31 protein-coding genes and 1 riboswitch are annotated in these 25320 nt (G+C 40.3%); of the genes, 26 read left to right on the top strand and 5 right to left on the bottom strand.

Going from position 1 to position 25320, the window contains the following annotated elements:
- The first annotated feature begins 9 nt into the window (after positions 1-9).
- Positions 10-143, top strand: a riboswitch (FMN riboswitch).
- Positions 144-291: 148 nt separating this feature from the next.
- The gene (locus ACY8D0_RS19035; protein WP_462412070.1) at positions 292-858 is read left to right on the top strand and encodes an ECF transporter S component; all 567 of its coding nucleotides are present in this window, start codon (positions 292-294) and stop codon (positions 856-858) included.
- 129 nt (positions 859-987) lie between these two features.
- On the opposite strand, the gene ACY8D0_RS19030 is transcribed toward ACY8D0_RS19035, so the two are convergent.
- Positions 988-1236: a ferredoxin gene (locus ACY8D0_RS19030; RefSeq protein ID WP_042355233.1), complete on the bottom strand. Its 249-nt coding sequence runs from the start codon at positions 1234-1236 to the stop codon at positions 988-990.
- Between the two features lie 239 nt (positions 1237-1475).
- On the opposite strand from ACY8D0_RS19030, the gene ACY8D0_RS19025 reads away from it, so the two are divergent.
- The 5 genes from ACY8D0_RS19025 to ACY8D0_RS19005 all read left to right on the top strand — a co-directional run bounded on the left by ACY8D0_RS19025 (position 1476) and on the right by ACY8D0_RS19005 (position 5880).
- On the top strand, positions 1476-2513 hold the full coding sequence (locus ACY8D0_RS19025; protein WP_462412069.1) for a YpbB family protein: 1038 nt from the start codon (positions 1476-1478) through the stop codon (positions 2511-2513).
- The gene (locus tag ACY8D0_RS19020) at positions 2513-4006 is read left to right on the top strand and encodes a RecQ family ATP-dependent DNA helicase (protein ID WP_462412068.1); all 1494 of its coding nucleotides are present in this window, start codon (positions 2513-2515) and stop codon (positions 4004-4006) included. Before ACY8D0_RS19025 ends, ACY8D0_RS19020 begins: the two co-directional genes overlap by 1 nt.
- A gap of 4 nt (positions 4007-4010) precedes the next feature.
- Positions 4011-4619, top strand: a complete 609-nt coding sequence (locus tag ACY8D0_RS19015; RefSeq protein ID WP_462412067.1) for a CPBP family intramembrane glutamic endopeptidase — start codon at positions 4011-4013, stop codon at positions 4617-4619.
- Positions 4612-5331, top strand: a complete 720-nt coding sequence (locus tag ACY8D0_RS19010; protein WP_462412066.1) for a LysM peptidoglycan-binding domain-containing protein — start codon at positions 4612-4614, stop codon at positions 5329-5331. The genes ACY8D0_RS19015 and ACY8D0_RS19010 overlap by 8 nt, the downstream gene beginning before the upstream one ends.
- 93 nt (positions 5332-5424) lie before the next feature.
- Positions 5425-5880, top strand: coding sequence for a YpbF family protein (locus tag ACY8D0_RS19005; protein ID WP_462412065.1), 456 nt, complete (start codon positions 5425-5427; stop codon positions 5878-5880).
- Between the two features lie 30 nt (positions 5881-5910).
- Here the strand turns inward: ACY8D0_RS19005 and ACY8D0_RS19000 are convergent, their stop codons facing one another.
- Genes ACY8D0_RS19000 through ACY8D0_RS18990 form a run of 3 tightly spaced genes read right to left on the bottom strand, consistent with a single transcriptional unit; the run spans position 5911 to position 6991 of the window.
- Positions 5911-6480 carry a manganese catalase family protein gene (locus ACY8D0_RS19000; protein ID WP_462412064.1) on the bottom strand — a complete coding sequence of 190 codons (570 nt, stop codon included), beginning with the start codon at positions 6478-6480 and terminating at the stop codon, positions 5911-5913.
- A 23-nt stretch (positions 6481-6503) separates the two neighbouring features.
- A complete protein-coding gene (locus tag ACY8D0_RS18995) occupies positions 6504-6764 on the bottom strand; it encodes a spore coat protein CotJB (RefSeq protein WP_462412063.1) in 261 nt (86 codons plus the stop codon).
- Positions 6761-6991: a spore coat associated protein CotJA gene (locus tag ACY8D0_RS18990; RefSeq protein ID WP_462412062.1), complete on the bottom strand. Its 231-nt coding sequence runs from the start codon at positions 6989-6991 to the stop codon at positions 6761-6763. Before ACY8D0_RS18990 ends, ACY8D0_RS18995 begins: the two co-directional genes overlap by 4 nt.
- A gap of 144 nt (positions 6992-7135) precedes the next feature.
- On the opposite strand from ACY8D0_RS18990, the gene ACY8D0_RS18985 reads away from it, so the two are divergent.
- The 15 genes from ACY8D0_RS18985 (at position 7136) to fni (ending at position 20619) form a co-directional block, all read left to right on the top strand.
- Positions 7136-7768, top strand: coding sequence for a CBS domain-containing protein (locus tag ACY8D0_RS18985; protein WP_462412061.1), 633 nt, complete (start codon positions 7136-7138; stop codon positions 7766-7768).
- 65 nt (positions 7769-7833) lie between these two features.
- Complete coding sequence (locus ACY8D0_RS18980) at positions 7834-8175, top strand: hypothetical protein (RefSeq protein ID WP_462412060.1); 342 nt, start codon at positions 7834-7836, stop codon at positions 8173-8175.
- Positions 8176-8196: 21 nt separating this feature from the next.
- Positions 8197-8973 carry a metallophosphoesterase gene (locus ACY8D0_RS18975; protein ID WP_462412059.1) on the top strand — a complete coding sequence of 259 codons (777 nt, stop codon included), beginning with the start codon at positions 8197-8199 and terminating at the stop codon, positions 8971-8973.
- A 79-nt stretch (positions 8974-9052) separates the two neighbouring features.
- Positions 9053-9631 carry an adaptor protein MecA gene (locus ACY8D0_RS18970; RefSeq protein WP_462412058.1) on the top strand — a complete coding sequence of 193 codons (579 nt, stop codon included), beginning with the start codon at positions 9053-9055 and terminating at the stop codon, positions 9629-9631.
- 226 nt (positions 9632-9857) lie between these two features.
- Positions 9858-11135, top strand: a complete 1278-nt coding sequence (locus tag ACY8D0_RS18965; protein ID WP_462412057.1) for a Glu/Leu/Phe/Val family dehydrogenase — start codon at positions 9858-9860, stop codon at positions 11133-11135.
- 406 nt (positions 11136-11541) lie between these two features.
- On the top strand, positions 11542-12513 hold the full coding sequence (locus ACY8D0_RS18960) for a YpdA family putative bacillithiol disulfide reductase (protein ID WP_462412056.1): 972 nt from the start codon (positions 11542-11544) through the stop codon (positions 12511-12513).
- Between the two features lie 7 nt (positions 12514-12520).
- On the top strand, positions 12521-13477 hold the full coding sequence (locus tag ACY8D0_RS18955) for an asparaginase (RefSeq protein WP_462412055.1): 957 nt from the start codon (positions 12521-12523) through the stop codon (positions 13475-13477).
- Positions 13478-13550: 73 nt separating this feature from the next.
- Positions 13551-14240: a glutamic-type intramembrane protease PrsW gene (gene prsW / locus ACY8D0_RS18950; protein WP_462412054.1), complete on the top strand. Its 690-nt coding sequence runs from the start codon at positions 13551-13553 to the stop codon at positions 14238-14240.
- 89 nt (positions 14241-14329) lie between these two features.
- Positions 14330-15091, top strand: coding sequence for a spore cortex-lytic enzyme (sleB, locus tag ACY8D0_RS18945; RefSeq protein WP_462412053.1), 762 nt, complete (start codon positions 14330-14332; stop codon positions 15089-15091).
- A 12-nt stretch (positions 15092-15103) separates the two neighbouring features.
- On the top strand, positions 15104-16453 hold the full coding sequence (gene ypeB / locus ACY8D0_RS18940) for a germination protein YpeB (RefSeq protein WP_462412052.1): 1350 nt from the start codon (positions 15104-15106) through the stop codon (positions 16451-16453).
- A 96-nt stretch (positions 16454-16549) separates the two neighbouring features.
- On the top strand, positions 16550-16738 hold the full coding sequence (locus tag ACY8D0_RS18935; protein WP_462412051.1) for a YpfB family protein: 189 nt from the start codon (positions 16550-16552) through the stop codon (positions 16736-16738).
- A gap of 170 nt (positions 16739-16908) precedes the next feature.
- Complete coding sequence (gene cmk, locus ACY8D0_RS18930) at positions 16909-17583, top strand: (d)CMP kinase (RefSeq protein WP_462412050.1); 675 nt, start codon at positions 16909-16911, stop codon at positions 17581-17583.
- A gap of 1 nt (position 17584) precedes the next feature.
- Positions 17585-18166: a lysophospholipid acyltransferase family protein gene (locus tag ACY8D0_RS18925; protein ID WP_462412049.1), complete on the top strand. Its 582-nt coding sequence runs from the start codon at positions 17585-17587 to the stop codon at positions 18164-18166.
- 245 nt (positions 18167-18411) lie between these two features.
- The gene (gene rpsA / locus ACY8D0_RS18920) at positions 18412-19551 is read left to right on the top strand and encodes a 30S ribosomal protein S1 (protein WP_462412048.1); all 1140 of its coding nucleotides are present in this window, start codon (positions 18412-18414) and stop codon (positions 19549-19551) included.
- Positions 19552-19563: 12 nt separating this feature from the next.
- Positions 19564-20619: a type 2 isopentenyl-diphosphate Delta-isomerase gene (fni, locus tag ACY8D0_RS18915; RefSeq protein WP_462412047.1), complete on the top strand. Its 1056-nt coding sequence runs from the start codon at positions 19564-19566 to the stop codon at positions 20617-20619.
- A 48-nt stretch (positions 20620-20667) separates the two neighbouring features.
- On the opposite strand, the gene ACY8D0_RS18910 is transcribed toward fni, so the two are convergent.
- On the bottom strand, positions 20668-20814 hold the full coding sequence (locus tag ACY8D0_RS18910; protein ID WP_462412046.1) for a YpzI family protein: 147 nt from the start codon (positions 20812-20814) through the stop codon (positions 20668-20670).
- A gap of 109 nt (positions 20815-20923) precedes the next feature.
- Between ACY8D0_RS18910 and ACY8D0_RS18905 the strand changes: the two genes are divergently transcribed.
- From ACY8D0_RS18905 to ACY8D0_RS18885, 5 genes are all read left to right on the top strand, one after another.
- Complete coding sequence (locus ACY8D0_RS18905; RefSeq protein WP_462412045.1) at positions 20924-21532, top strand: YphA family membrane protein; 609 nt, start codon at positions 20924-20926, stop codon at positions 21530-21532.
- 135 nt (positions 21533-21667) lie between these two features.
- Positions 21668-22978 (top strand): ribosome biogenesis GTPase Der, encoded by a 1311-nt coding sequence (der, locus tag ACY8D0_RS18900; RefSeq protein ID WP_462412044.1) that lies wholly within the window; start codon positions 21668-21670, stop codon positions 22976-22978.
- A gap of 21 nt (positions 22979-22999) precedes the next feature.
- Positions 23000-24049: an NAD(P)H-dependent glycerol-3-phosphate dehydrogenase gene (locus ACY8D0_RS18895; protein ID WP_462412043.1), complete on the top strand. Its 1050-nt coding sequence runs from the start codon at positions 23000-23002 to the stop codon at positions 24047-24049.
- A 227-nt stretch (positions 24050-24276) separates the two neighbouring features.
- Positions 24277-24462, top strand: coding sequence for a DUF2768 family protein (locus tag ACY8D0_RS18890; protein ID WP_462412042.1), 186 nt, complete (start codon positions 24277-24279; stop codon positions 24460-24462).
- Between the two features lie 35 nt (positions 24463-24497).
- Complete coding sequence (locus ACY8D0_RS18885) at positions 24498-25208, top strand: hypothetical protein (protein ID WP_462412041.1); 711 nt, start codon at positions 24498-24500, stop codon at positions 25206-25208.
- Positions 25209-25320 lie beyond the last annotated feature (112 nt).

Below are 25320 nucleotides of genomic sequence, written 5' to 3'. Positions count from 1 at the left end.
TTTAATATGATCTATCTTCGGGGCAGGGTGAAATTCCCGATCGGCGGTATTAGAGCACAGCTCTAGAGCCCGCGAGCCTTTTATAGGCAGGATTTGGTGCGATTCCAAAGCCGACAGTATAGTCTGGATGGGAGAAGATGGAGGTTCCGCATACGTTCAAAAAATCAACGTTTGAACGTTTATTAAGTGTGCCTTTAACTCCCTCAATTTACCGATTGAGGGAGTTTTATTTTAGGCTGACTAGTGCTGAACCTCTCTTCCTAATGATGGATCGAAAAGGAGAGAGGAAAAATGAAGAACAATAAGGTAAAGGCAATGGTTGCAATAGGCATGCTGAGCAGCATTTCGTATCTGTTAATGCTGCTATACTTTCCGCTGCCAATGTTTCCAAATTTCTTGTCTATTGATTTCAGCGATATCCCTCCGCTGATTGCTGCTCTCATGTTTGGGCCAGTCGCTGGGATACTGGTCGAGCTTTTTAAAAATATCTTAAATTATATTGCAACAGGAAGCCAGACAGGGATCCCTGTAGGGCATCTTGCTAACTTTGCAGCCGGAATTTTGTTTATGCTGCCAACTTATTTTGTATACAACAGGCTAAAAACCAAAAAGGGGATGACACTGGGCCTGGTTGCCGGGACAGTTACAATGGCAGTTTTGATGAGTGTCCTTAATTATTTGGTTATCCTTCCAGCCTATACGGCTTTATTACACTATCCTGATATGAGAAACCTTGTAGTACCAGCCGTCCTTCCGTTTAACTTTATCAAGGGAATCATGATGTCGTTTATCTTTATGCTGTTATTCGTAAGGATGCAGTCTTGGATTAATAAACATACAACTATTAAGAATGCTTGATAAAAAGTAAAGCAGCCACTACGGCTGCTTTTTATTTGTATAAATTCGTATCAAAATCTATAAAACTAAAAGGAAAACCCCCGCCAAAAAGCGGGGGCTTAGAGCTTAAAATATCCTTAGTGGCAAATCTTATTCGAATTTAGTTGGATTGCCGTCAAATGGCTCGTCTGCAACCTTAATGGAATCAGTAGGGCAGCCTTCAAAGGCATCCATCATATCGTCGATTAAAACATCAGGAATTTCAACAATCCCTTCGTTATCGTCAAGGGTAACAAACGCAATTCCTTCATCGTCATAATCGTAAATATCCGGTGCAGCCGCGCCGCATGCACCACATGCGATACATGTTTCCTTGTCAACAATCGTATACTTTGCCATGAAAAAAAACCTCCCAGTTTTATAACAAAAATAATATGGTACTATTTTCCACAAACTGTATGGAAAACGCATTACTCATATCTATTGTATAGGTGTAACGGTAACTTTTCAATAGAAAAGTGCCATGCTTTCCAATGGTTTGCTTAATTCTGCAACTTCTCCAAATTCAAGCAACATCTCCTGTTGTTTCATGTTAAAATAGAGAGGAAAATGTCGAAACAACCTGAAGTGGTGGGAGAATGCAGAAAATTGAAACCATTATTTTATACTGTTTAAAACAGCTGAATGGGGAAAGGACTGTCTTCTCTATATTTCATCTGTTAAATGGAAAAAAATCATCCCAAACCATTCAAGATGCCCATTTATTTAATCTGAAACGATTCTTTGGAATATCCGAACAGATGTCTAGAGAGTCCTTTGAGGAGATTATTCAAAAATTGGCCGGCCAACAAAAAATTGAAAGTATTGGCCAACAGCGATATAGTGTGACAAAATCCGGTGAATTGCAGGTGGAAACCAATCTGATTCCCAAGTATATTAATGGTTGGGACAATCAACAATTCACCACCCTGTTTTGGGAAAGATTATCTTTATTTATTCAGGTCGCCTCCAATCTTGCAAACCAGGAGTCGAACTATATTCCAATACAAAAAAATAAACAAGTGCACGACTGGATTAAGTTGGTGCTGAGTGAAATTACCGTCCCCAAAAGGGAAGTAGCCGGTGTGGTTTTGTCGGAGTTGATGGCCTGTTTCCTTCATAAGCAAGATGTAAATCCATCTTGCTTAGTTTATCGCCTTTCTGGTTATCGTCAGATAGGCTTAACAGAAGAGCAAGCAGCCAAGAAGTTTCATTTGGATGTTTATGACTACCATGTTGAATTTATCAATTCATTACATTTCTTGATAGAAAAACTTTATCGAAATAAACAAATGTATCCGATGCTGCAAACCATGCTCCGTAATGTCCAGCCAAGCAATCCCTTGACCGCATCCTCGCGAAGGACTTGGGAATTATGGAATCAAGGTTACCCGTTGGATCAAATTGCCGCTTTAAGAAACTTAAAGTTAAGTACAATCGAGGACCATTTCGTCGAGTTTGCTTTACATTTGCCGGATTTTTCGATTGATTCTTACGTAAGTCCGCGCTTGATGGAAGAGATTCTGAATGCCTCACAGGAAATTGAGACAAAGCAGTTAAAATTGATTAAAAATAAGGTGCAATCCGCCAATTATTTTCAAATTAGATTAGTATTAGCAAAGTATGGTGTTAAATAATGGAATTAGAGAGACTGTTAGAAACACGATTTGGTTATACCTCGTTTAAACCGGGCCAAAAGCAAGTGATCTCCTCAATTCTTGCAGGAAATCACACATTGGCCATGCTTCCTACCGGAACGGGAAAGTCTTTATGCTATCAATTGCCTGGTTTGATTTTAGAGGGGCAGGTGCTAATCATATCGCCCCTTCTGTCACTAATGCAGGACCAAGTGGAACAATTTAAGCGTTTTGGTGAAAAACGGGTGGTCGCTTTAAATTCGTTTCTTTCGGCAGCAGAGAAAAATGCTGTACTTAACCATTTGTCAAATTACAAATATATTTTTATTTCACCGGAAATGCTTAATATGTCTTTTGTTATTAAAAGGCTCAAGGGGCTTTCCATTTCATTATTTGTCGTGGACGAAGCCCATTGCATATCACAGTGGGGGTATGATTTTCGCCCCGATTATTCCAAACTGGGGGAGGTGCGCCAAAAACTGGGTTCCCCGTTAACACTCGCCTTAACTGCAACAGCAACTAAAAAAGTTAGAGAAGACATCTTAAGCTCTCTAGGATTAACGGACGTAACGAAAGTGGAATCAACCATCGATCGTCCCAATATTGCATTTTATGTGGAGAAAATTCCGGACTACCATGATAAGGAAAAGCGTGTCCTGGACCTGGTGACGATGCTGGAAAAGCCGGGGATCATCTATTTTTCCAGCAAAAAGGCGGCTGACCAAATGGCGGCTTTGTTAATTGAAAAAGGGATTTGCCGGGCTAGTGCTTATCACGGAGGCATGGACCAGAATTCGAGGATTTTAATCCAGCAGCAATTTATCCATAATCAGCTTGATGTTATTTGTGCAACGAGCGCATTTGGTATGGGTGTAAATAAAGAAAATATCCGATTTATCATTCACTTTCATATGCCAATGCAAATGGAATCTTATCTTCAGGAAATTGGCCGGGCTGGACGTGACGGGCATCCAAGTGTTGCGATTCTTTTATTTTCTCCGGGGGATGAGATTCTCCCCATACAGCTTGCGGAAAGTGAACTTCCGGCGGAACAACAGATTGACTGGCTGTTCCATAAAATTTTGCAAGACAGCGAGGCGGGAGAGGATAAACTAAATCCTGAACTCAGGAACCTGGGGGGGTTTTCCGAACTGCAGTGGAGACTATTGGAAAATTTTCTGGAACAGATTCCACGGAATAAAACAGAACTTGAGAAATTACAGGAAAATGTAAAGTCGTATGTGAATGAACGATTAAGCATAAAAAGAAAAAACATTTATCGAATGAAGATGTGGGCAGAATCGAAAAAATGCCGCAGGGAGGCGGTCCTTGATTATTTCGATGAAACCACTACGGATAAACCGGAAGCCTGCTGTGATTTATGCAGCCTTGACCTGCATAGGTATCAGACCATCACCAAACCAATCAAGTTGGTGACAAACGAAGAAACCTGGCAGGAATATCTTACTAAATTATTATCCATTGTGAGTTGAGGGAATGAAAACCAAATACAGTGAACTTATCAAGAGCTTAACTGACCGGGAACTGCTGTTTCATTTGTTTTTAACACAAATCATACTCTTGGTGGTCTCGTTTGTGTTAGGTGTAATTTTATTTGACGGCTTTGCCTATTTGAATAGTATCCGCCTTTTCGATTCACGAATTCTCTCTGTAGGGCTGATATCCGGTGTAGTTATAGTCATCCTTGACATTGTTATGATGAAATGGCTGCCTGCTTCATATTATGATGATGGCGGATTGAACAATCGGATTTTTCGGAATAGAAGTGTCTTTACTATTTTTATTATTGCAGCTATCGTTTCTTTTAGTGAGGAATTACTTTTCAGGGGAATCATTCAGACCAAGGTTGGTCTCCTTTTTGCCAGCATTATTTTTGCGGTTATTCACTACCGTTACTTGTTTAATTGGTACCTGTTTATGAATATTGTTTCCCTAAGTCTATTGATTGGCTTCATTTATGAATGGTCAGGCAACTTGGCTGTAACGATTATGATGCACTTTATCATTGACTTTTTATTAGGTATCTATATTAAATTTAAACATTCTCCAAGAACTGATGAACAGGAGGAAGTACTACATGAATAAAGAAGAACCATATCGGGAACAGGCAGAAAGACTAAAACAACGCATCCAAAAAATAAACGATACCATTGATGCCAACGACCAACTTCCTCCCAGGGAACAGCTGCATCGGCAAAAGAAAGATAAGTTTAAATGGAAACTGAAATACCCGGTTATTCGACTGCTAGTCCTTTCCTTTATTCTCCTTCCGCTAATTATTTTCAGTGTTATTTCCTATCTTGACGGAAAAACAAACACGGTAAGTACCAAAACGTCGGGAGATTCTGTTGGTTATGAAACTATCAATCTGGAAAAATCAAAGCCTGATAAACCGAATCAATCACCTCGTGAGCAAGAAACAGAATCAACAGAGCAAGACCAGGAAATAGATGAGCCAGCCGTTCCTGCATCCGATGAAGGTCAAACCGGGACAGAGGAAACAGATGGGGCGAATGTGACACCGCAATCGGCTCCAACATCCGAGGTACCTTCCGTGCAGGCAAATGCCAACACTACAGATAAGAATGCCCCAGTGCCGACGCAAACTATCAATCCAGCAAAGGCTGAACCAACTCCAAAGATTGTGTTTCATAAGGTTAAGCAAGGGGAAACGCTTTTTAGGATTGCCATGAAATATTATAAGTCCCAAACAGGGATGGACACGATTCGAAAAGCGAATAATCTTCACGGTGATCAAGTTAACTTGGGCCAAGTGTTGAAAATACCATTAAACTAATAGCCAATCCATTCGGGTTGGTTTTTTTTTTGCAAACAAACATACTTTAACGGACAAGTTCATAAATATATACGGAGAAATGGAGGGATACTGATGGATACTCCAATCCTGTTACTGGAACATACAGACGAAGCGACCAAGCAAATGTTGGAAAATTTAAGAAAAAGGAAACAGAAATTTGATATAGCGGAAAAGCGGCATTTTTTGTCCATCTACATAACTTTAGTATTGGCGTTTGTTTTCTTTGGCTATTTTTACTTTACCATTGCCAGGGATTATTCTTATTCATTTTTTGCGATGTTTACTGCCTCGCTCAATGACCAAAAGACGGTATTGCTATTTGGTTTAACCATCATTAGTTATGGTGCGATGAATTTGTTGAGGCAGCAGAAAGACAAGAAAGAAAAAGAGTACCAAGAGCTTCGTTGCGAAATTGTTGACCGCAGTAAAGATTTATGGAAAAAGGAAGAAGCATGGAGAAACCGCCACATTGTTTTTGAAATAATGAAAAAAACCTACGATATTAATCTTTATCATGAGAAAAAATAAGAAGCAGTTTGATACTGCTTCTCAAGGGTCTTAAAAGATTTTCTTTTTTCCCTGCTCATCTTTCAATATTTCGACTGCTTCACGGAACCTCTGGGAATGGATAATTTCCCGTTCCCTTAAAAAGCGCAATCCGTCATTTAAATCCGGGTCATCACTTAAGTTAATGATCCATTGATAAGTAGCTCTTGCTTTCTCTTCGGCTGCAATGTCCTCATAAAGGTCAGCTATAGGGTCGCCTTTTGCTTGTATATAGGAAGCTGTCCATGGAACACCTGCTGCATCATGGTAATAAAGCGCCTTGTCATGGTTTGCGTAATGGTCACCGAGTCCTGCAGCCTTTAGTTGTTCCGGCGTAGCATCCTTAGTTAATTTATATACCATGGTGGCAATCATTTCTAAGTGGGCGAATTCCTCTGTCCCAATATCGGTGAGCAGGCCAATTACCTTGTCGGGAATGGAGTATCTTTGGTTTAAGTATCTTAGTGCTGCGGAAAGTTCACCATCAGCGCCACCGTATTGTTCAATTAAAAACTTGGCCAACATCGGATTACAAGTGCTGACACGAACAGGGTACTGCAATTTTTTTTCATAGATCCACATCCCTTATCCCCTCCTTTAAGGTGTTAAACCTGCCATGGCCATGGAGAATCATCCCAGTTCCATGGGTATGCCGAGTAGCTGTTGCCGAATTGTTGTAAGGGGCCAAATTGACTCTCAAAGGCCTTCTTCAAGCGCTTTCTTTCACGGGCGTAGTGATTAAATTGATTGATGGCTTCAAGGTCATCATTATGCGTGTCAAGATATAGGGTCAGTTCTACTAATACGAAATCCACTGCTTGCAGCTGTTCCATTAACTGATAATATTCATCCGGAACTTGTTTCATTGTGGCAGCCCTCCTTTACCAGGTTCGAGCGGGCCATACCATGGGTCATAAAATGGCTTCCATAATGTCCCTGCTTTTAGTGCCTCTAACGGTGAAAACTGTGGAAGATTGGGAGGCTGAAAACCCATATATAAATTTGGCGGTGTAGAATAGGCCTTCTCTAAAATAGGCGGACAGGGGTCGAAAGGACTTACATAAGGACGAAATGTCTTAAAGTGAGTATTCATTATTTCCCTCCTTTAATTAACATCAATTAATCATATGAAAAAATTTATACATTCATGACCTCTACCTATCTTTGGTAGAGGGTTTTTCAAAAGATTATCGAAATATAATAGGAAGGAAGTATTAATACTTGAGGTGATGGGAAAATGTTCGTAAAAAACATGATGATACCTAAGCACGAGTGCATAACGGTTCAGGTTGATGCCACTGTGAAGGAAACCTTGGAGAAATTAGAAGAACACCAAATCGATGGGGTGCCGGTTTTGCAGGGGAATCAGTATGTTGGTGTTGCAACAAGATACAATATTTATGAGAAATTCTTTCAGATAAATAAACCGAAGGAAGAGTATGTAAATTCCACCTTAGTGAAAGAGGTCGTTTCCCATAGGGACATGTTCCTCCAGGGAGCAGAATTATTTGAAAGGACACTCTTAGATTTGAAAGATTTTCCGCTTTTAGCCGTGGTTGACGATAATCAGTCTTTTCTGGGGGTTGTCACCCGCTCGGATGTTTTAGGGGCATTTGAAAGTGCCTTTGGTGTCAATCGTCCAGGAATAAGGATTGCCTTTACATCTGTTGAAACAGAAGGCCGTATTGCCCGGCTTTCCGAAATTGCCCACCATTTTCACGTCCATATTATCTCATTCGTCACTTTCGATGAAACGGATAGACTTGTAAGAAGAATCGTCATGAAAATTGAGAAGAAGAATAATGTTGATAAATTTCTCAAAAAGCTTGAGGAGCATGGCTTCCGCATCTTAAGTATACAAGAAGATTAGCCATATGGACTAAATTCGTGAAAAGATCACCATCCCTCTCATACATTGTATGGGAGGGATATTTTATGGTAATCACGTTAGTAAGGCATTTGATGATATTACTATGCGGCTATGCCATGATTAACTGGCTTTCAATTGAGCGGCCTTTTTATTTTACAGATTTTATTCTACAGGTAATTCTTCATCCTTTGGAGTTTTTTGCCTCTACATTGGCGTTATGTATAGGGGTAATCATGAGTGGCGGCCAAGTCAAAGAGATCATTCAAAGACATTGGAGAAAATACTCGGTCTTGAACCTAATTGGAATTTTTATCGTTTATTCAAATTTAATTCATCTTAGCTGGATCCATAGCATCATCCTTTTTTCTTTAAGTTTGATATATGGTATCATTTCCGTGAAAAGATGAATAGTTAAAGGGGAAAGTGGAATGGTTTATATAATGGTTATCCTTATTATTATGGGAGGAAGCCTGCTAGTTATTATGCTTCGGGAAGCGTTTCTAAATAAAGTGGTCGTTCATCATTTGTTATTCCCGGACTATCCAGTAAATCTGGAACCTGTCTCGATTTTTTTTATTTCGGATATACATAGACGAAACATATCCAATGAAGTGATTCAATTAGTCATAGGAAAAGCAGATTTTGTTGTCATCGGTGGCGATCTGACTGAGAAGGGGGTACCATACGAACGGGTTAAAAGAAATTTGGAAAAATTGGTTCAGATTGGGCCCGTCTACTTTGTATGGGGAAATAATGACTTTGAAGCGGATATGCAAATACTGTCGACCCTATTTGCGACAATAGGCATTAAGGTGCTCGACAATAAAATGGTAATCCTTAAAGAGGACCTGGAAGATAAAATCTGCCTAATAGGCGTGGATGATATAAATCAAAACCGCGACCGGTTGGATTTGGCACTCCAGGCAACGGAGAAATCCAGTTTTAAAATAGTAGCCAGCCATTATCCAAACATAATGAAGAAAATCTTGTCTGAACATAATATTAACCTCGTTTTAAGTGGTCATACTCACGGCGGACAAATCCATTTATTCGGATATAGCCCCTTTAAGCGGGGCGGCCTGGAAAGCAAAGGAAAGACCATTTTATTAGTCAGTAATGGCTATGGCACAACAGGAATCCCACTAAGGTTAGGTGCCCCCGCAGAGAGCCATTTGCTGATTCTTGGAAACGAGTCACGGCCCTAGGTTAAAGTAGACAATTCACCATAACGCCCCGGTAACCATACATTAAAACAAGAGTGATGTCACGGCAGGGGGCAAAAACATGCGCTTAGAACGATTGGCAATCAATAAAATAAAAATTTTTTTAACCTCTGATGATTTGTTTGAAAGGGGACTCTCCAACGAAGAAGTTTGGAATGATTCCGGAAAGTGGAACCAACTGTTTCACGATATGGTGGAAGAAGCTAGTGTGGAATTTGATGTGGAGATTAGAGGGCCTGTTGCGGTGGAAATTTTCTCCCTTCATGCCCAAGGCATTATTATGATTATCACAGTGAGTAATGCCAAAGAAGACGAAGAAATAATCGATGATGGGTTTATCGAAATGCAGGTAATGGTTGGCGGCTATCAAGATCTTTTATATGTATTTGAAGAATTTGAAGATTTGATTGGCTTATCGAAACGACTATACCCATTAAATGTATTAGGTGGAAGTGTCTATGGAATGAGTAACCGTTATTACCTGCTGATGGACCAAATCGATCAAAGTAAAACCGAGGCCGCCGCAGCCCTTCTTTCTGAATATGGTAATGCCTCTATCAAAAGTCCGTATATCCTTGAAGAATATGGCAGGAAAATCATTGGGAAACACGCAATAGAAACAATTGTCAAATACTTCTAATAGAAAAATAATATTCTAGAAAAGGAGGGGGTGTCCTCTCCTTTCTGCATGCACTCAACCACTACTAAGATTCCAACCACTAAAGTCCACCTCTAGAGCCAATGGCAGCGATTACATATCAGTGACTGACAATGGTTTTTATTCTTTGCATATATATAGTAAAAGTGTATACTTGTGACTGAAAGCGGATAACATTCCTTAAAGTGAATTCCTAGGAGGTTTACTCATGGCAGCCGAAAACGGTACTGATAAAACTAATTTAGAGGGTAAAAATGATGTGTTGAAATCCACACAGACTGTTATCCATAGTGCCCTTGATAAATTAGGTTATCCTGAAGAAGTATATGAACTATTAAAGGAACCGTTACGTATGATGACTGTGAAGATTCCTGTGAAAATGGATGATGGTTCCGTTAAAATATTTACTGGATATCGTGCGCAGCATAATGATGCTGTAGGACCGACAAAAGGGGGGATCCGTTTCCATCCGAACGTAACGGAAACGGAAGTAAAAGCGCTATCCATTTGGATGAGTTTAAAATGTGGAATTGTTGATTTGCCTTATGGGGGAGGAAAAGGTGGAATCGTTTGTGATCCGCGCGATATGTCTTTTAGGGAGCTAGAAAGATTGAGCAGGGGTTATGTGAGAGCGATCAGTCAAATTGTCGGACCTACTAAGGATATTCCGGCCCCGGACGTTTATACCAATTCACAAATCATGGCTTGGATGATGGATGAGTACAGCAGGATTGATGAATTTAATTCACCAGGATTTATTACGGGGAAACCACTTGTTCTTGGTGGTTCACATGGCCGTGAATCCGCAACCGCAAAAGGCGTAACCATTTGTATCCGGGAAGCTGCGAAAAAACGGGGGATATCGCTTGCGGGTGCTCGGGTGGTCATTCAGGGATTCGGCAATGCCGGCAGCTATTTGTCCAAGTTCATGCATGATGCGGGAGCTAAAGTAGTAGGTATTTCTGATGCTTACGGGGCGCTTTATAATCCGGATGGACTAGATATTGATTACCTCTTGGATCGGCGTGACAGCTTTGGAACTGTAACCAAACTATTTAACAATACAATAACCAATAAAGAATTGCTCGAGCTGGAATGCGATATATTGGTACCAGCGGCAATTGAAAATCAGATTACAGGAGATAATGCCCCAAATATCCGTGCCGGCATTGTTGTTGAAGCTGCTAATGGGCCAACAACTCTGGAAGCTACCCAAATCCTAACCAATCGGGGGATTCTCCTTGTTCCTGATGTGCTTGCATCGGCCGGTGGAGTAACGGTATCTTACTTCGAATGGGTTCAAAACAATCAGGGTTACTATTGGTCCGAGGAAGAAGTGGAAGAGAAACTTGAGAAAGTGATGGTTAAGGCATTCAATAATATTTATGATACAGCTCAAACACGCCGCGTAGATATGCGCTTGGCTGCCTATATGGTCGGAGTGAGAAAAATGGCAGAGGCAAGCCGTTTCAGAGGCTGGATTTAGCTAATTAGAAATCATAAATTCACCTGCGCCTTATAAACCGTCCTTAGGGGACTCAGCAATCAGTGGGCATTTAACATTGAAATATCTCTTAAAAACTCCTATCATTAGTTGATGGGAGTTTTATATTTATGCTCTTTTAAGCAGGATTGTTGATTTTTTACCTCTGTTGTTAGGAGCAGATAATCTCGACTCCACGAATCCTCAATTATGCTTTAGCATAATTGAGTGCGATAGAAATTCATGGATGCATTTTCTTGTGCTATCGCCTTTTCTTCGTGCAAAAGCGGGTCGAGGAAGAATTTCAGTAGGTTCGCTGGGCTGCTGGAGCGGAAATCAACAGCCAATTGAAATCAAGCTTGATATAAAAATTGCCGAGTGATGTTTGTTTTAAGGAGTGAAACAATAAATGCAAATAGAGGATATCATAATTGTGGGCGGCGGTCCGTGCGGTCTTGCGGCTGCCATCGCCATGCAGGAAATAGGAAAAAATCCTTTAATTATCGAAAAAGGAAATATAGTCAATTCCATTTATCAATACCCCACCCACCAGACATTTTTTAGTACTAGTGAAAAACTGGAGATTGGGGACTTTCCTTTTGTAACGGATAACTACAAACCAGTTAGAAACCAAGCGCTTGTTTATTATCGTGAAGTGGCCAAGAGAAAGCGGATCCGGATCAACGCGTTTGAAAAAGTCATGGAAGTATCGAAAAACGGAGATTCCTTTCATGTTAAAACAGACAAAGGGGAATATCAATCCCGTTATGTTGTGATTGCAACAGGGTATTATGACCATCCTAATTATATGAAGGTGCCGGGGGAAAGTCTTCCAAAGGTATTCCATTACTTTAAAGAAGCACATCCTTATTTTGATAAAGATGTTTGTGTGATTGGCGGTAAAAATTCCAGTGTTGATGCCGCCATAGAACTGGTAAAAGCCAATGCTCGAGTGACCGTGATTTACCGGGGCAGTGAATACTCTCCCAGCATTAAGCCTTGGATCCTCCCAGAATTCGAATCATTAGTCCGTAATGAGCAAATTAAGATGGAATTTCAAGCGGTTGTAAAAGAAATTACAGAAGATAAGGTAGTATATGTTAAAAATGGAAAGGAATTGGTTGTCAAGAACGATTATGTTTTTGCGATGACAGGTTACCATCCAGATCATGAATTTTTAAAAACAATGGGGGTTGAAATTGACCTGGAGACGGGACGGCCTGCCTATAACCTAGATACCATGGAAACCAACATTGAAGGAATATATATCGCAGGTGTGATCGCCGCGGGAAATAATGCAAATGAAATTTTTATAGAGAACGGAAGGTTTCACGGCGGTCAAATTGCCCGCTCCATCTTGGAAAAAGAGTCTAGAGGGTGATTCGATTATGAGAAAGGTAGTTCTGTTAACGACAGGTGGTACGATTGCGAGTAAGCCAAATGAGGAATCAGGAAAGCTTTCTTCAGGTGCCTTAACAGGGGAAGAATTAACGGCCATGTGCCATTTGCCTAAAGATATTGAAGTCATTGTGGAATCGGTCTTTCAAAAAGCGAGTATGCATATCACTTTTGATGATTTGCTTATCTTAAAGGATAAAATTAGTGAATATTTTCAGGATCCCTCCATTTCCGGGGTTGTGGTTACACATGGAACTGATACGATGGAGGAAACCGCCTATTTTCTAGACTTAACCATTGATGACTTCCGTCCGGTTGTAGTAACAGGTTCGCAACGATCTCCTGATGATTTAGGCAGTGATGTGTATATCAATTTACGGCATGCAATTTATTCCGCTTGTTCACCCGATTTACGTGGAGCCGGCACGGTTGTCGTTTTCAATGAGCGTATTTTTGCTGCTAGGTATGTTAAAAAGGAACACGCATCCAATATCCAAGGCTTTAATGCTTTTGGATTTGGATATTTAGGTATTATTGATAATGATGAAGTTCAAGTATTTCAAAAACCGATTAAACGGGAGCATTACCAGCCTGTTTCTCCTATCCCGCAAGTAGATATCATTAAGTGCTATATAGGTGCTGACGGGAAATTTATAAAGGCGGCACGAGAATCCGGGGTAAACGGTATCGTTCTTGAGGGCGTGGGACGGGGTCAGGTATCCCCGTCGATGATGGAAGAAATAGATAAGGCCATTAAGCAAGGGATTAAAATTGTCGTAACCACCAGTGCTGAAGAAGGGGCCGTCTATACAACCTATGATTATAAAGGAAGTGCCTATGATTTATATAAAAAAGGGGTTATCCTCGGCAGCGATTATGATTCTAAAAAGGCCAGGATTAAATTGGCTGTGGCTTTAGCCAGCAGTAATAACAATATATCTTATTAAGGAAAGAATCTATGGTTTCTTTAAGTGCATTTCCATGGTAGACTTAAGTAAAATGATGTAAAAGGAGTTTATCATGCTGGGAATATTATCAGCCGGAATTGCTCCGGGCTTTGCCCTGCTTAGTTATTTTTACTTAAAAGATGAATATGAATCAGAACCGGTTTCGCTTGTGTTGCGGACATTTTTATACGGTGCTCTATTGGTTTTTCCAATTATGTTTATCCAGCACGTGCTTGAAACTGAAAATTTAATTAAGACTAATTTTATTGATGCGTTTCTTACCAGCAGTTTGCTAGAAGAATTTATAAAATGGTTTATCCTGTTCTATATCGTTTACCAGCATGTTGAATTTGATGAACCATTTGATGGAATTGTTTATGGGTCCGCTGTATCACTTGGATTTGCTACAGTAGAGAACGTCTTTTATTTAATTGCCAATGGAATTGAACATGCGATGACTCGTGCATTATTGCCGGTGTCCAGTCATGCCCTTTTTGGAGTCATTATGGGTTTCTATATTGGTAAAGCAAAATTTACGACCGGAAACAAAGCAAAGTGGATAGCCCTTGCGTTGTTGCTGCCAGCATTGCTTCATGGTTTCTACGATTTTATTTTGATATCACAGGAAAATTGGCTGACATTTATTTTTCCGTTTATGATTTTTCTATGGTGGTTTGGCCTCAGAAAAGTCAAAAAGGCAAAAATACTAAGTGCCAAACATTTTAATAAACCCTATCCTTTTCAAAAAACTCTTCATTCATAATGGAGGGTTTTTATTTTTTGGAATAAAATCCCCAGTAAAACAAAAAATAGGGTTACTGTTAAAAGATTGACAATGGGGGTTATTATTCCATGAAGAAGAATTGGCTTACAAAATATCTCATCTTGGCTCTTCTTTGTTTTATGCCGCTATCCTTGCTCAGGTTCAACACGGCCCAAGCCTTTACAGGCCAAGTAATTCAGCAGGGAGCGACCGGAAATGATGTCATTGAATTGCAGGCTCGGCTTAAATATATTGGCTATTACAATGGGAGAATTGACGGTGTTTTTGGCTGGGGAACCTATTGGGCATTACGGAACTTTCAATATGAGTTTGGACTGCCCATTGACGGTATGGCAGGATCCAAAACGAAAGAAAAACTTGTTAAGGTAACAAAATACGATTATACAAACCCTCCAGCGACTGGAGGAGGGAATTCCGCAAATACATCCGGAACAAAGCAAGCCAAGCCCACTGCATCCAATACACCAAAAGGGTTTTCGCAGAATGACATCCGGTTAATGGCCAATGCAGTACATGGAGAATCCAGAGGAGAGCCCTATATTGGTCAAGTGGCAGTGGCTGCGGTTATTTTAAACCGGGTAAACAGCCCTTCATTTCCCAACACTGTTTCTGGAGTCATCTTCGAACCAGGTGCATTTACCGCAGTAGCGGACGGACAAATTTGGCTGACACCAAACGAAAATTCGAAAAAAGCCGTATTGGATGCCATGAATGGCTGGGATCCAACGGGTGAAGCCTTGTACTATTTTAACCCCGCTACAGCCACAAGTTCGTGGATTTGGGGACGGCCACAAATTAAACGGATTGGAAAGCATATCTTCTGTAAATAGGGGTGATAAAATATGATTAGAGGATTATTGATTGGGATTCTGGCATTGGGTATTGCCGGGACAGCCTTCTGGGGTTACCAGGAGCATCAGGATAAAAACGCCGTACTTTTAAATGCTGAAAATAATTATCAACGGGCATTTCACAATTTGACCTATCGGCTTGATTTACTGCATGACAAAATTGGCACAACTCTTGCCATGAACTCAAAAAACTCATTATCCCCATCACTGATTGAAGTATGGAGACTGACTTCCCAGGCACACAGTGACGTGGGGCAGCTGCCATTGACCTTGCTGCCATTTAATAAAACAGAAGAATTTTTAGCAAACATAGGGAATTTTAGTTATCGGACTGCAGTAAGAGACTTGGAGAAAGACCCGTTATCAGATAAGGAGTATGAAACATTAAAGACACTTTATAAGCAATCTGGCGATATCCAGAATGAACTCCGCAAAGTACAGTCAATGGTGTTAAAAAATAACCTGAGGTGGATGGATGTCGAGCTGGCACTTGCATCAGGTAAGGAGCAGACAGACAATACGATTATTGATGGATTTAAAACAGTCGAAAAAACGGTAACCGGATACGATGAATCAGACCAAGGTCTGACAACTTCCAATTTGCAAATAAAGGACGAAAACTATAAGAACCTTAAGGGCAAGACCATTACGCGTAATGAGGCCGTTAGTATTGCCAAAAAATATATGAATTTTGATGGCAATGCCAAGGTGAAGGTTACGGAAAATGGAAAAGGATCTGATTTCGGATTTTATAGTGTGGCTATCCAAAATAAAAAAACCGGTCAGGAAGCGAATATGGATATCACGAAAAAAGCCGGACACCCCATATGGTTCATCAATAACCGGGAAATAAATAAACAAGTAATCAGCCTAAATGATGCTAGCAATAAAGCACAAGCTTTCCTAACTGATACCGGGTTTAAAAATATGGAGATATTTGAAAGCTCGCAATATGAAAACACTGGCGTTTTTAATTTTGTTACCACTATTAACGGTGTAAGGATTTACCCGGAATCCGTAAAAGTACAGGTGGCTTTAGACAATGGGGACATCATAGGGTTTTCTGCTGAAGAGTACCTAAAGACCTACCAGACAAGAAAGATAGAAAAACCGGCCATTTCCGTTGATGAGGCAAAAAGCAAAATCAATCCAAACTTAAAAATAATGGAGGACCGGCAATCGATTATTGTCAATGACTTAAATAAAGAAGTATTATGTTATGAGTTTCTCGGAACCATCGGCAATGATACATATCGTATTTTCATCAATGCCAAGGATGGTGCTGAAGAAGAAGTGGAAAAACTGAAAAACCCGGAAGAAACTTACAATGGGGTTCTATAGGAAAAGCAGCTGCTTTTCCTTATTTATTGTTCGCGAATTTCCGGAATAAAAAGTCAGACAGATACCGATAATGGTATTATTTATAATTTCAGGGTGATGGTTGTGAAAAGAGCAGAACAAATTCTCATCAAAGTCATTATCATACAGTTCATTTTTTTATTTTTATCACAACTGATCTTTCATCAGTTAGAAATCATGCCACATTTAAATCAGTTGATAAAATATGAAGGAGTAAATGAAAATACCCTTACAGACATTCTCCAATCTTTTCAGCAAAAAAAATAAAGCAGGCAGCTGCTTTATTTTTTTGCATTTATCCCTCCTAGTAGTATGGTCCTCCCCAATAAAAGTTAATAAAATTATCCTTTTTTAAGGGGTTAAAAAGCAAAGGTAATCCATAAATTATGGTAAAATAAACAGGAGACAACCTAAGAGAAACAAATCAAGGAGGATTTATGGATAAGAAAATATCAATTGCTATTGATGGTCCCGCTGCGGCAGGGAAAAGCACAGTAGCAAAGATTGTTGCAGAAAAATTATCGTATATTTACATTGATACAGGTGCGATGTATCGATCGTTAACCTATAAAGCGCTGAACAATCAGGTGAACCTAGAGGATGAGGATAACTTAGTGGATATGTTGTTATCCACAAGCATTGAACTGCTTCCGTCAGAGACGGGACAATTGGTCTATTTGGACAACCGGGATGTCACAGAGGCGATTCGGACAAGTGATGTAACGAACACCGTCTCAATCGTTTCTAAGCATAAAAGGGTACGTGAAGAAATGGTAAGGCGCCAACAAGTGTTTGCAAAAGGGGGCGGAGTGGTGATGGATGGGAGAGATATCGGTACCCATGTCCTGCCTAATGCCGAGGTAAAAGTATTTTTGTTGGCCAGTGTGGAGGAACGGGCATTGCGGCGCCATCAGGAAAACCTCCATAAAGGATTTGAGTCGGATTTAGAAAAACTCAAACAGGAAATAGCAAGAAGAGACAAAATTGATTCTGAACGCGAGGCTGCACCCCTGAAAAAAGCGGAGGATGCAATTGAAATCGACACAACTTCCATGACCATTCCTAATGTAGTCGAAACGATTATGAGGCTCGTTCAGGAAAGGATTGGTTAGGGTGACATTTTATACATTTGCCAGATCAGTTGTGAAATCTATCTTTAAACCATTGTACAGAATTGAAGTAATTGGGGAGGAAAATATTCCAAAGGAACAGGGCGTGCTTTTATGCTCCAACCATATTCATAATCTTGACCCTATAGTTGTCGGGATCTCTACGCAAAGGGCCATTTATTATATGGCTAAGGAAGAAATTTTTCGCGTTCCGGTTTTAGGTAACATCGTAAGAAAGTGCAATGCATTCCCTGTAAAAAGGGGAATGAGCGACCGCGAGGCGCTTAGAAAGGGCATGAACGTACTAAAGGAAGGTCATGTGCTAGGCCTATTCCCGGAAGGAACCAGAAGTAAAACTGGAGATTTGGGAAAAGGTCTGGCAGGAGCAGGCTTCTTTGCCCTAAGAACTAATTGTGCTGTAGTACCATGTGCCATCATTGGGCCCTACAGGGCGTTACGTAAGCTGAAAATGGTTTATGGCAAACCGATAGCGATGGATGAAATGCGGGCATCCAAAGCATCTCCTGAACAAGTCACTGAATTAATTATGTCGGAAATTCATAAACTTATTAATGAGTATCGATAGGTTCTGCTTGACAAAATAACCTATTTGTAAGAAGTTAATAAATGAGATTCTTTTTTTGGCTAGTCAGAATTTATTGATAAATTCTGTGCCTATAATGATATTTGCAGCCAAAAGAGTTGCTGGAAAACTAGTCCCAATTAAGTGGATTATTTATATGAACGTTTCATATTTATATCTTTGTGGGACTGCTTTTCGCAATTCTCGGTTCATGTATAGATTTGCAGTAGGATTAAGGAGGATTACATATGTCTGAAGAGTTGAATCAAGTTGAAGTAAGAAATTTTGAAATTGGCGACAAAGTAACCGGACAAGTTACTAAAGTGGAGGAAAAACAGGTCCTTGTTGATATTCAAGGAAGTAAACTGGATGGAATCATCCCGATAAGCGAACTGTCAAGTCTTCATATTGAAAAAGCCTCAGATGTGGTTTCTGAAGGAGATGAACTCGATCTTGCCGTTTTGAAAGTGGAGGAGGAGGCATTGATTCTTTCAAAAAGGAAAGTAGATGCTGAGAAGGCTTGGGATAGCTTAGAAGCAAAATTCCAAACTGGGGAAATTATTGAGACGGAAGTTAAGGATGTTGTAAAAGGCGGCTTGGTTGTCGATCTTGGAGTCCGTGGCTTCGTGCCTGCTTCCTTAGTGGAGACCTATTTTGTAGAAGATTTCAGTGACTATAAAGGGCGTACCCTTACTTTCAAAATCGTTGAGCTAGATAAAGAAAAGAATCGGTTAATCCTTTCTCATCGTGCAGTAGTCGAAGCAGAGAAGGGAAAGCAGAAGCAAAATCGTCTGGATGCACTTGAGCCGGGCCAGGTGATTGAAGGAACCGTGCAAAGAATAACCGATTTTGGCGCATTTGTTGATATTGGAGGAATTGACGGACTTGTTCATATTTCCCAATTATCACATGAGCATGTCAACAAACCATCTGATGTGGTTCAAGAAGGACAAAAGGTCCAGGTAAAAGTTTTAAATGTTGATCGAGGAAGTGAAAGAATTTCCTTATCGATCAAGGACACGTTGCCGGGGCCTTGGACAAATATTCCCGAAAAAGCTCCAAAAGGAAGTGTTTTAACCGGTACGGTCAAGAGATTGGTGTCCTATGGTGCCTTTGTTGAAGTGTTCCCTGGAGTGGAAGGGCTTGTCCATATTTCGCAAATTGCCCATAAACATATTGCCACTCCTCATGAAGTGTTGAAAGAAGGCCAAGAAGTTCAGGTAAAGGTACTCGATGCCAATGAAAAAGAACAACGGCTCTCCTTGAGTATCAAAGACCTTCTGGAAAAAGAAGCGGAAGAGAATATGGACTATGAACTTCCGGAAGAGTCAAAAGGCTTCCAGTTAGGCGAAATGATTGGAGATAAATTAAAAAATCTAGGAAAATAATGGTGATTAACCGTGTCCAGAATGGAACGTAAATGGGACCATATACGCTATGCCCTGGAAACCGGGCAGAAAAACCGATCTGCTTTTGATGATATAAAGTTAATTCACCAGAGCTTACCGGATATTAGTGTTTCTGATGTTCAATTAAATCACGTCATTGGCGAACTTTCTTTAAGTTCGCCAATTTTTATCAATGCGATGACAGGCGGCGGCGGTGAAAAAACTTTTCAAATCAACAAGCAGCTGGCAATAGCTGCGAAAGAAACAGGACTTGCGATGGCGGTTGGTTCCCAAACAGCCGCCTTGAAGGACCCAACTCAAAGATATACGTACGAAGTCATCCGAAAAGAGAATCCAACCGGTGTTATCATTGCTAATCTTGGAAGCGAAGCAACAGTGGAAGATGCTAAAGCTGCCGCAGAAATGATTGAAGCAAATGCCTTGCAAATTCATCTGAATGTGATACAAGAATTGACCATGCCGGAAGGAGACCGGGATTTCACCGGTGCGTTAAATAGGATTGAAAAAATGGCTAAAGATTTGGATATACCCGTTATTGTGAAAGAAGTTGGATTCGGAATGTCGAAGGAAACAGTAGGGCAGTTAATCTCCGCGGGAGTAACTATGGTGGATGTCGGTGGATTTGGCGGAACAAACTTCGCTGAGATAGAGAATAAACGCCGGAATAAAGCATTGCCGTTTTTTGCGGATTGGGGAATTCCGACCCCGATATCGATTGTCGAGGCCACTTCTGTTTCCGATAAAATGGCCATCATTGGTTCGGGAGGATTCCGCAACGGATTAGATATCATTAAGGGAATCGCCTTAGGGGCTGATGCTATTGGGATCGCAGGGTATTTCCTGAAATTCCTAGTCGAAGAAGGTCTTGACAGGCTCATAGAAGAAATTGATTTTCTTCAGAATGAAATGGTGTTGATCATGACGGCATTGGGTGCGGAAACTATTTCTGAATTAAAAAGAATCCCACTTTTGATCACGGGTGAAGTCTATCATTGGTTAAATCAGAGAGGCATTGATACAAAAATCTTTAGTCAACGTTCAATGTAACATTAAAGAGGATGATTCGTATCATCCTCTTTTTGGTGATTCAACCACTTATGAATCGTATTTTCCGTTATTTAAATCCCGTGCTTCCTCCGGGCTTGACATTTTAGTTGAACCTGGATAATGTAACGCCTGATCCCTGTCTACTCCTGTTTTGCCGACTTTTTTCAACTTTTTTTCTTGACGGTCTTTTCCCATCCTCCACACCTCCTGTTTATAGAATGATTCTCTCCTTAAATATTATTCAAGGAAGTATGAAAATACATAATGCCAACCCATAATGAAAATAATAGGAGGTGGGTGGCGTATGGAGGATTATGTGTTCTACTTGGTTTTCTGGCTGTTTTGGGTGTGTCTCACCTTTATGGTTAAAAAACAAAACCCTTTTCGGTTACAACTTTCAGCCATAATCTTAATAACCATTATTTTTTCAAACAGCTATATTTTCGTTGGCCATTATAAAATAGTTTTGAGTGGATTATTTTTGTTAGTAACGGTTTATTGGCTCGTCAGAAAAGAAAAATTACGATCCATCATTTATCTTTCCGTTTGTTCTTTAATCTTATCAATTTCCTATATCACGTTTCAATTGTTCGAAATATTCGATCCCATTTGGATTATGTTTAAAAGGGACTGGATGCTGGCAATCGTTATTGGGTATTTGAGTATGTTGCTGCAAAAAACATTAAGAGGACGATTAGTAATAGTGGTAAGCGGTACTATGCAGGGGGATATTCTTTATGCTTATATAGTGAAACGACTGGATTTCCCTTATGAAATTGGATCCATGGACTATTTGAATGTCCTTTCATTGACGGCCTTGTTACTTTCTGGGTGGAGTTTGCTTGAACATACCGGGGCAGTCCTGCAAAATGCTTTTCATCTTCAGGAAAAAACCAAACAAAAATCTTCTTAACATATTTATGATGGCTTAACATTGCAGGGAACGAATAACATTGCTAAGATAATAAAAGTTATACCCTTCTCATGTAAGAAGGGTTTCTTTCTTAAGCTAAACGCTTAAATACAGGCAGAAAGGATGGCGATTATAATGGTTAAACCGGTTATTGCCATTGTCGGAAGACCTAATGTTGGAAAATCTACAATTTTTAATCGGATTGTGGGTGAAAGAATCTCCATTGTGGAAGATATTCCTGGCGTAACGCGCGATCGCATATATAGTTCTGGGGAATGGTTAACACACGAATTTAATATTATTGACACTGGAGGAATTGATATCGGCGATGAGCCTTTTTTGGAGCAAATTCGCCAGCAAGCGGAAGTGGCCATAGACGAAGCGGATGTCATCCTCTTTTTAACGAACGGCAGGGAAGGCGTGACTGCTGCAGATGAAGAGGTCGCAAAAATATTGTACAAGTCCAAAAAACCGATTGTTCTGGGAGTAAATAAGGTTGATAATCCGGAAATGCGCGATTTGGTATATGATTTTTATGCGCTTGGATTTGGTGAGCCCATCCCTATTTCGGGTTCGCATGGACTTGGTTTGGGTGACCTGTTGGATGAAGCTGCCAAGTATTTTCCGAAAAATGAACAAGCAGAGTATGATGACGAAGTGATTAAGTTTTCCCTGATTGGCCGGCCCAATGTTGGGAAATCCTCTTTGGTTAATGCAATTTTAGGGGAAGAACGTGTAATTGTAAGTAATATTGCCAGTACAACCCGGGACGCCATTGATTCTCCGTATACATATAATGGACAAAAATATGTGATTATTGATACGGCCGGTATTAGAAAAAAAGGAAAAGTCTATGAGAATACCGAAAAATATAGTGTACTCCGGGCATTGAGAGCCATAGAACGATCAGATGTGGTGCTTATGGTCATCAATGCGGAGGAGGGAATTATTGAACAGGACAAAAAAATCGCCGGATATGCGCATGAAGCCGGAAGGGCCGTTGTTATTGTGGTCAATAAATGGGATGCGATTGAAAAAGACGAGAAAACAATGAAGGAGTTCGAACAAAACATCCGAGACCACTTCTTGTATTTGTCCTACGCGCCTATAGTCTTTTTATCGGCAAAGACCAAAAAACGGATTCATACCCTGTTGCCAATGATTGATTTGGTAAGTGAAAACCACACCATGCGGGTCGAGACCAGTGTGCTGAACGATGTGATTATGGATGCTGTTGCGATGAATCCAACACCAACCGATAAAGGCAAGCGCCTTAAAATTTACTATGCTACCCAAGTGGCCGTAAAACCGCCGACATTTGTCATCTTCGTAAATGAACCTGAGTTATTGCATTTTTCTTATGAACGGTTCCTGGAGAACCGAATCAGGGACGCATTCGGTTTTGAAGGAACGCCAATCAAAATCTACGCCAGGGAAAGAAAATAACGGAAAGCCGGGTGAGTTGACGTGCAGGAAAAATCAGAGGAAATTGCTGTAATTGGTGCTGGAAGCTGGGGTACGGCACTTGCAATGGTCTTGGCAGACAATGGCCATAAGGTACGGTTATGGAGCCATAACGATGAACAGGTAAAGGAAATTAATGAACACCACACAAACAAAAAATATTTACCCGACATTGTGCTGCCGGAGTTAATCGTTAGCCATTCTTCGCTATCTGAGGCTTTAACAGGGATTCGCACTGTTATATTAGCCGTTCCTACCAAGGCTATAAGAGAAGTAATCGGAAAAATGGCAGCAGTTCTTGCTGAACCTATTATTATAGCCCATGTGAGCAAAGGAATTGAACCCGACTCCTTACTGAGAATTTCAGAAATGATTCAACAGGAAATGCCTCCTGAACTTTTAGAAGCCGTTGTTGTACTGTCCGGCCCAAGCCATGCAGAGGAAGTGAGTTTGCGCCACCCAACGACGGTAACCGTTACTTCTGAAGATATGGCTGCGGCAGAAAGGTTCCAAGATCTATTTATTAACCATAATTTTCGCGTCTACACCAATCCAGATGTAATTGGCGTGGAAATTGGCGGGGCTTTAAAAAATATCATTGCGCTGGCAGCCGGTATTTCCGATGGGCTTGGATATGGGGATAATGCAAAGGCCGCTCTTATTACAAGGGGCTTGGCGGAAATAGCGAGACTTGGTACAAAAATGGGAGCCAATCCATTGACATTTTCAGGACTGGCCGGAATTGGCGATTTAATAGTGACTTGTACAAGTGTCCACTCCAGAAATTGGAGGGCTGGAAATCAGCTAGGAAAAGGTAAAACACTCGACGAAGTTCTCGATAATATGGGCATGGTGGTCGAAGGGGTCAGGACGACAAAAGCGGCACACCAGTTAGCAGAAAAATTTGAAGTGAAAATGCCAATTACCAATGCTTTGTATGATATTCTGTTTGCCGGCAAAGACGCCAAAGATGCAGTGGATGAACTCATGTCACGTGGAAAGACTCATGAGATGGAAGATTTAGTGAATGTCTTGGATGAAAGAATGTTATAAACAAAAAAATGCTTTTTAAGCAATAATATAGGCGTTTGATGATACGCTTTTCATAAATTATGCATAAAATGGGAGCGAAGCAACTTGGTAGTTTAACGCCTGGAGTTTGGGTATTTTTAGTCTGCTGGCTGAAGTAAAGGGACGCCCCGCTTTACTTCAGCTTTTTTTATTTTTTTTACAACTGGTTCCTATGTTATAATAACATTCGGAAAAGGGGGGTATTACGCTTGTCACCAGGAATGGTAAAAATGTGGATTTCAGTTGCGGGAATGGGCTTGATGTTTCTTGCCATGATCACCATCTATTTAAGCAGGTTTAAATTAAAAGGGGCTTTTCGAGTTCTTACTGCCATTTTGGCCTATTTATTTTTATTTGGAGCGGGATTGACGCTGTTAATCGTTTTTCTAGCGTAATCATGTATATTTTACATAATAATAAAGGTGATTATATGAAGTGGACAAGGACTGCCTGTTTATTCAGCATAATCGTTATTTTTTTGACAGGATGTATGTACCCTGATGAGAAATTAACGGAAAATCAAATCCCCTACAAGGACCAATTACAGTCCGTTCAAACGGCGGTAAATGAATTTAAACAGGACAATGGGGGAATTCTCCCTATCAAGACAAAAGATATGGATACACCAATTTATCAAAAATATCCCATCGATTTTAAAAAAATTGCACCGAAATATATGGCTGAGCCTCCAGGAAATGCGTTTGAGAGCGGCGGGATTTTTCAATATGTGCTAATCGATGTAGAAACGAATCCAACCGTAAAACTGCTTGATTTAAGAGTAGCTGAGACCATCCGTGAAATTAAGTTAAGAATTAAGACGAAGGGTTATCCGCCCTTTAAAAAACAGATTGCAAGAAATGTTTATACTTTAGACTTTAAACAATTGGGCTATACTAAGCCGCCATATGCTGTAAGTCCATTTAGCGGGCAAAACTTATCCTTTGTCATCAGTACCAATGGAGAAATTTATGTGGATTATGCTCCGGATTTGTACCAGGCTTTAAAGAAGACAAACCAAAACCTGATTTCTGGCGACGATATTCGGAGGCTATTAACAGCGGACTCTATGTTTGTTCCTGCTTTTTCACTAGCTTATACGATAGATGCAACAACAAAAGAACCAGTTTTCATGGAACAGTAATGGAATGAACTCTATAATAATAAGTATTATTGGATAGCTTAGATAAGAATTAATTTTAGTCATATCCCCTTCAGCAAGAGATATATTGTAGGTGAAGGGTTTTTTTGTTTTG

The organism is Neobacillus camarae, assembly GCF_054950115.1.
This window is presented reverse-complemented; position numbering and strand designations above follow the sequence as displayed.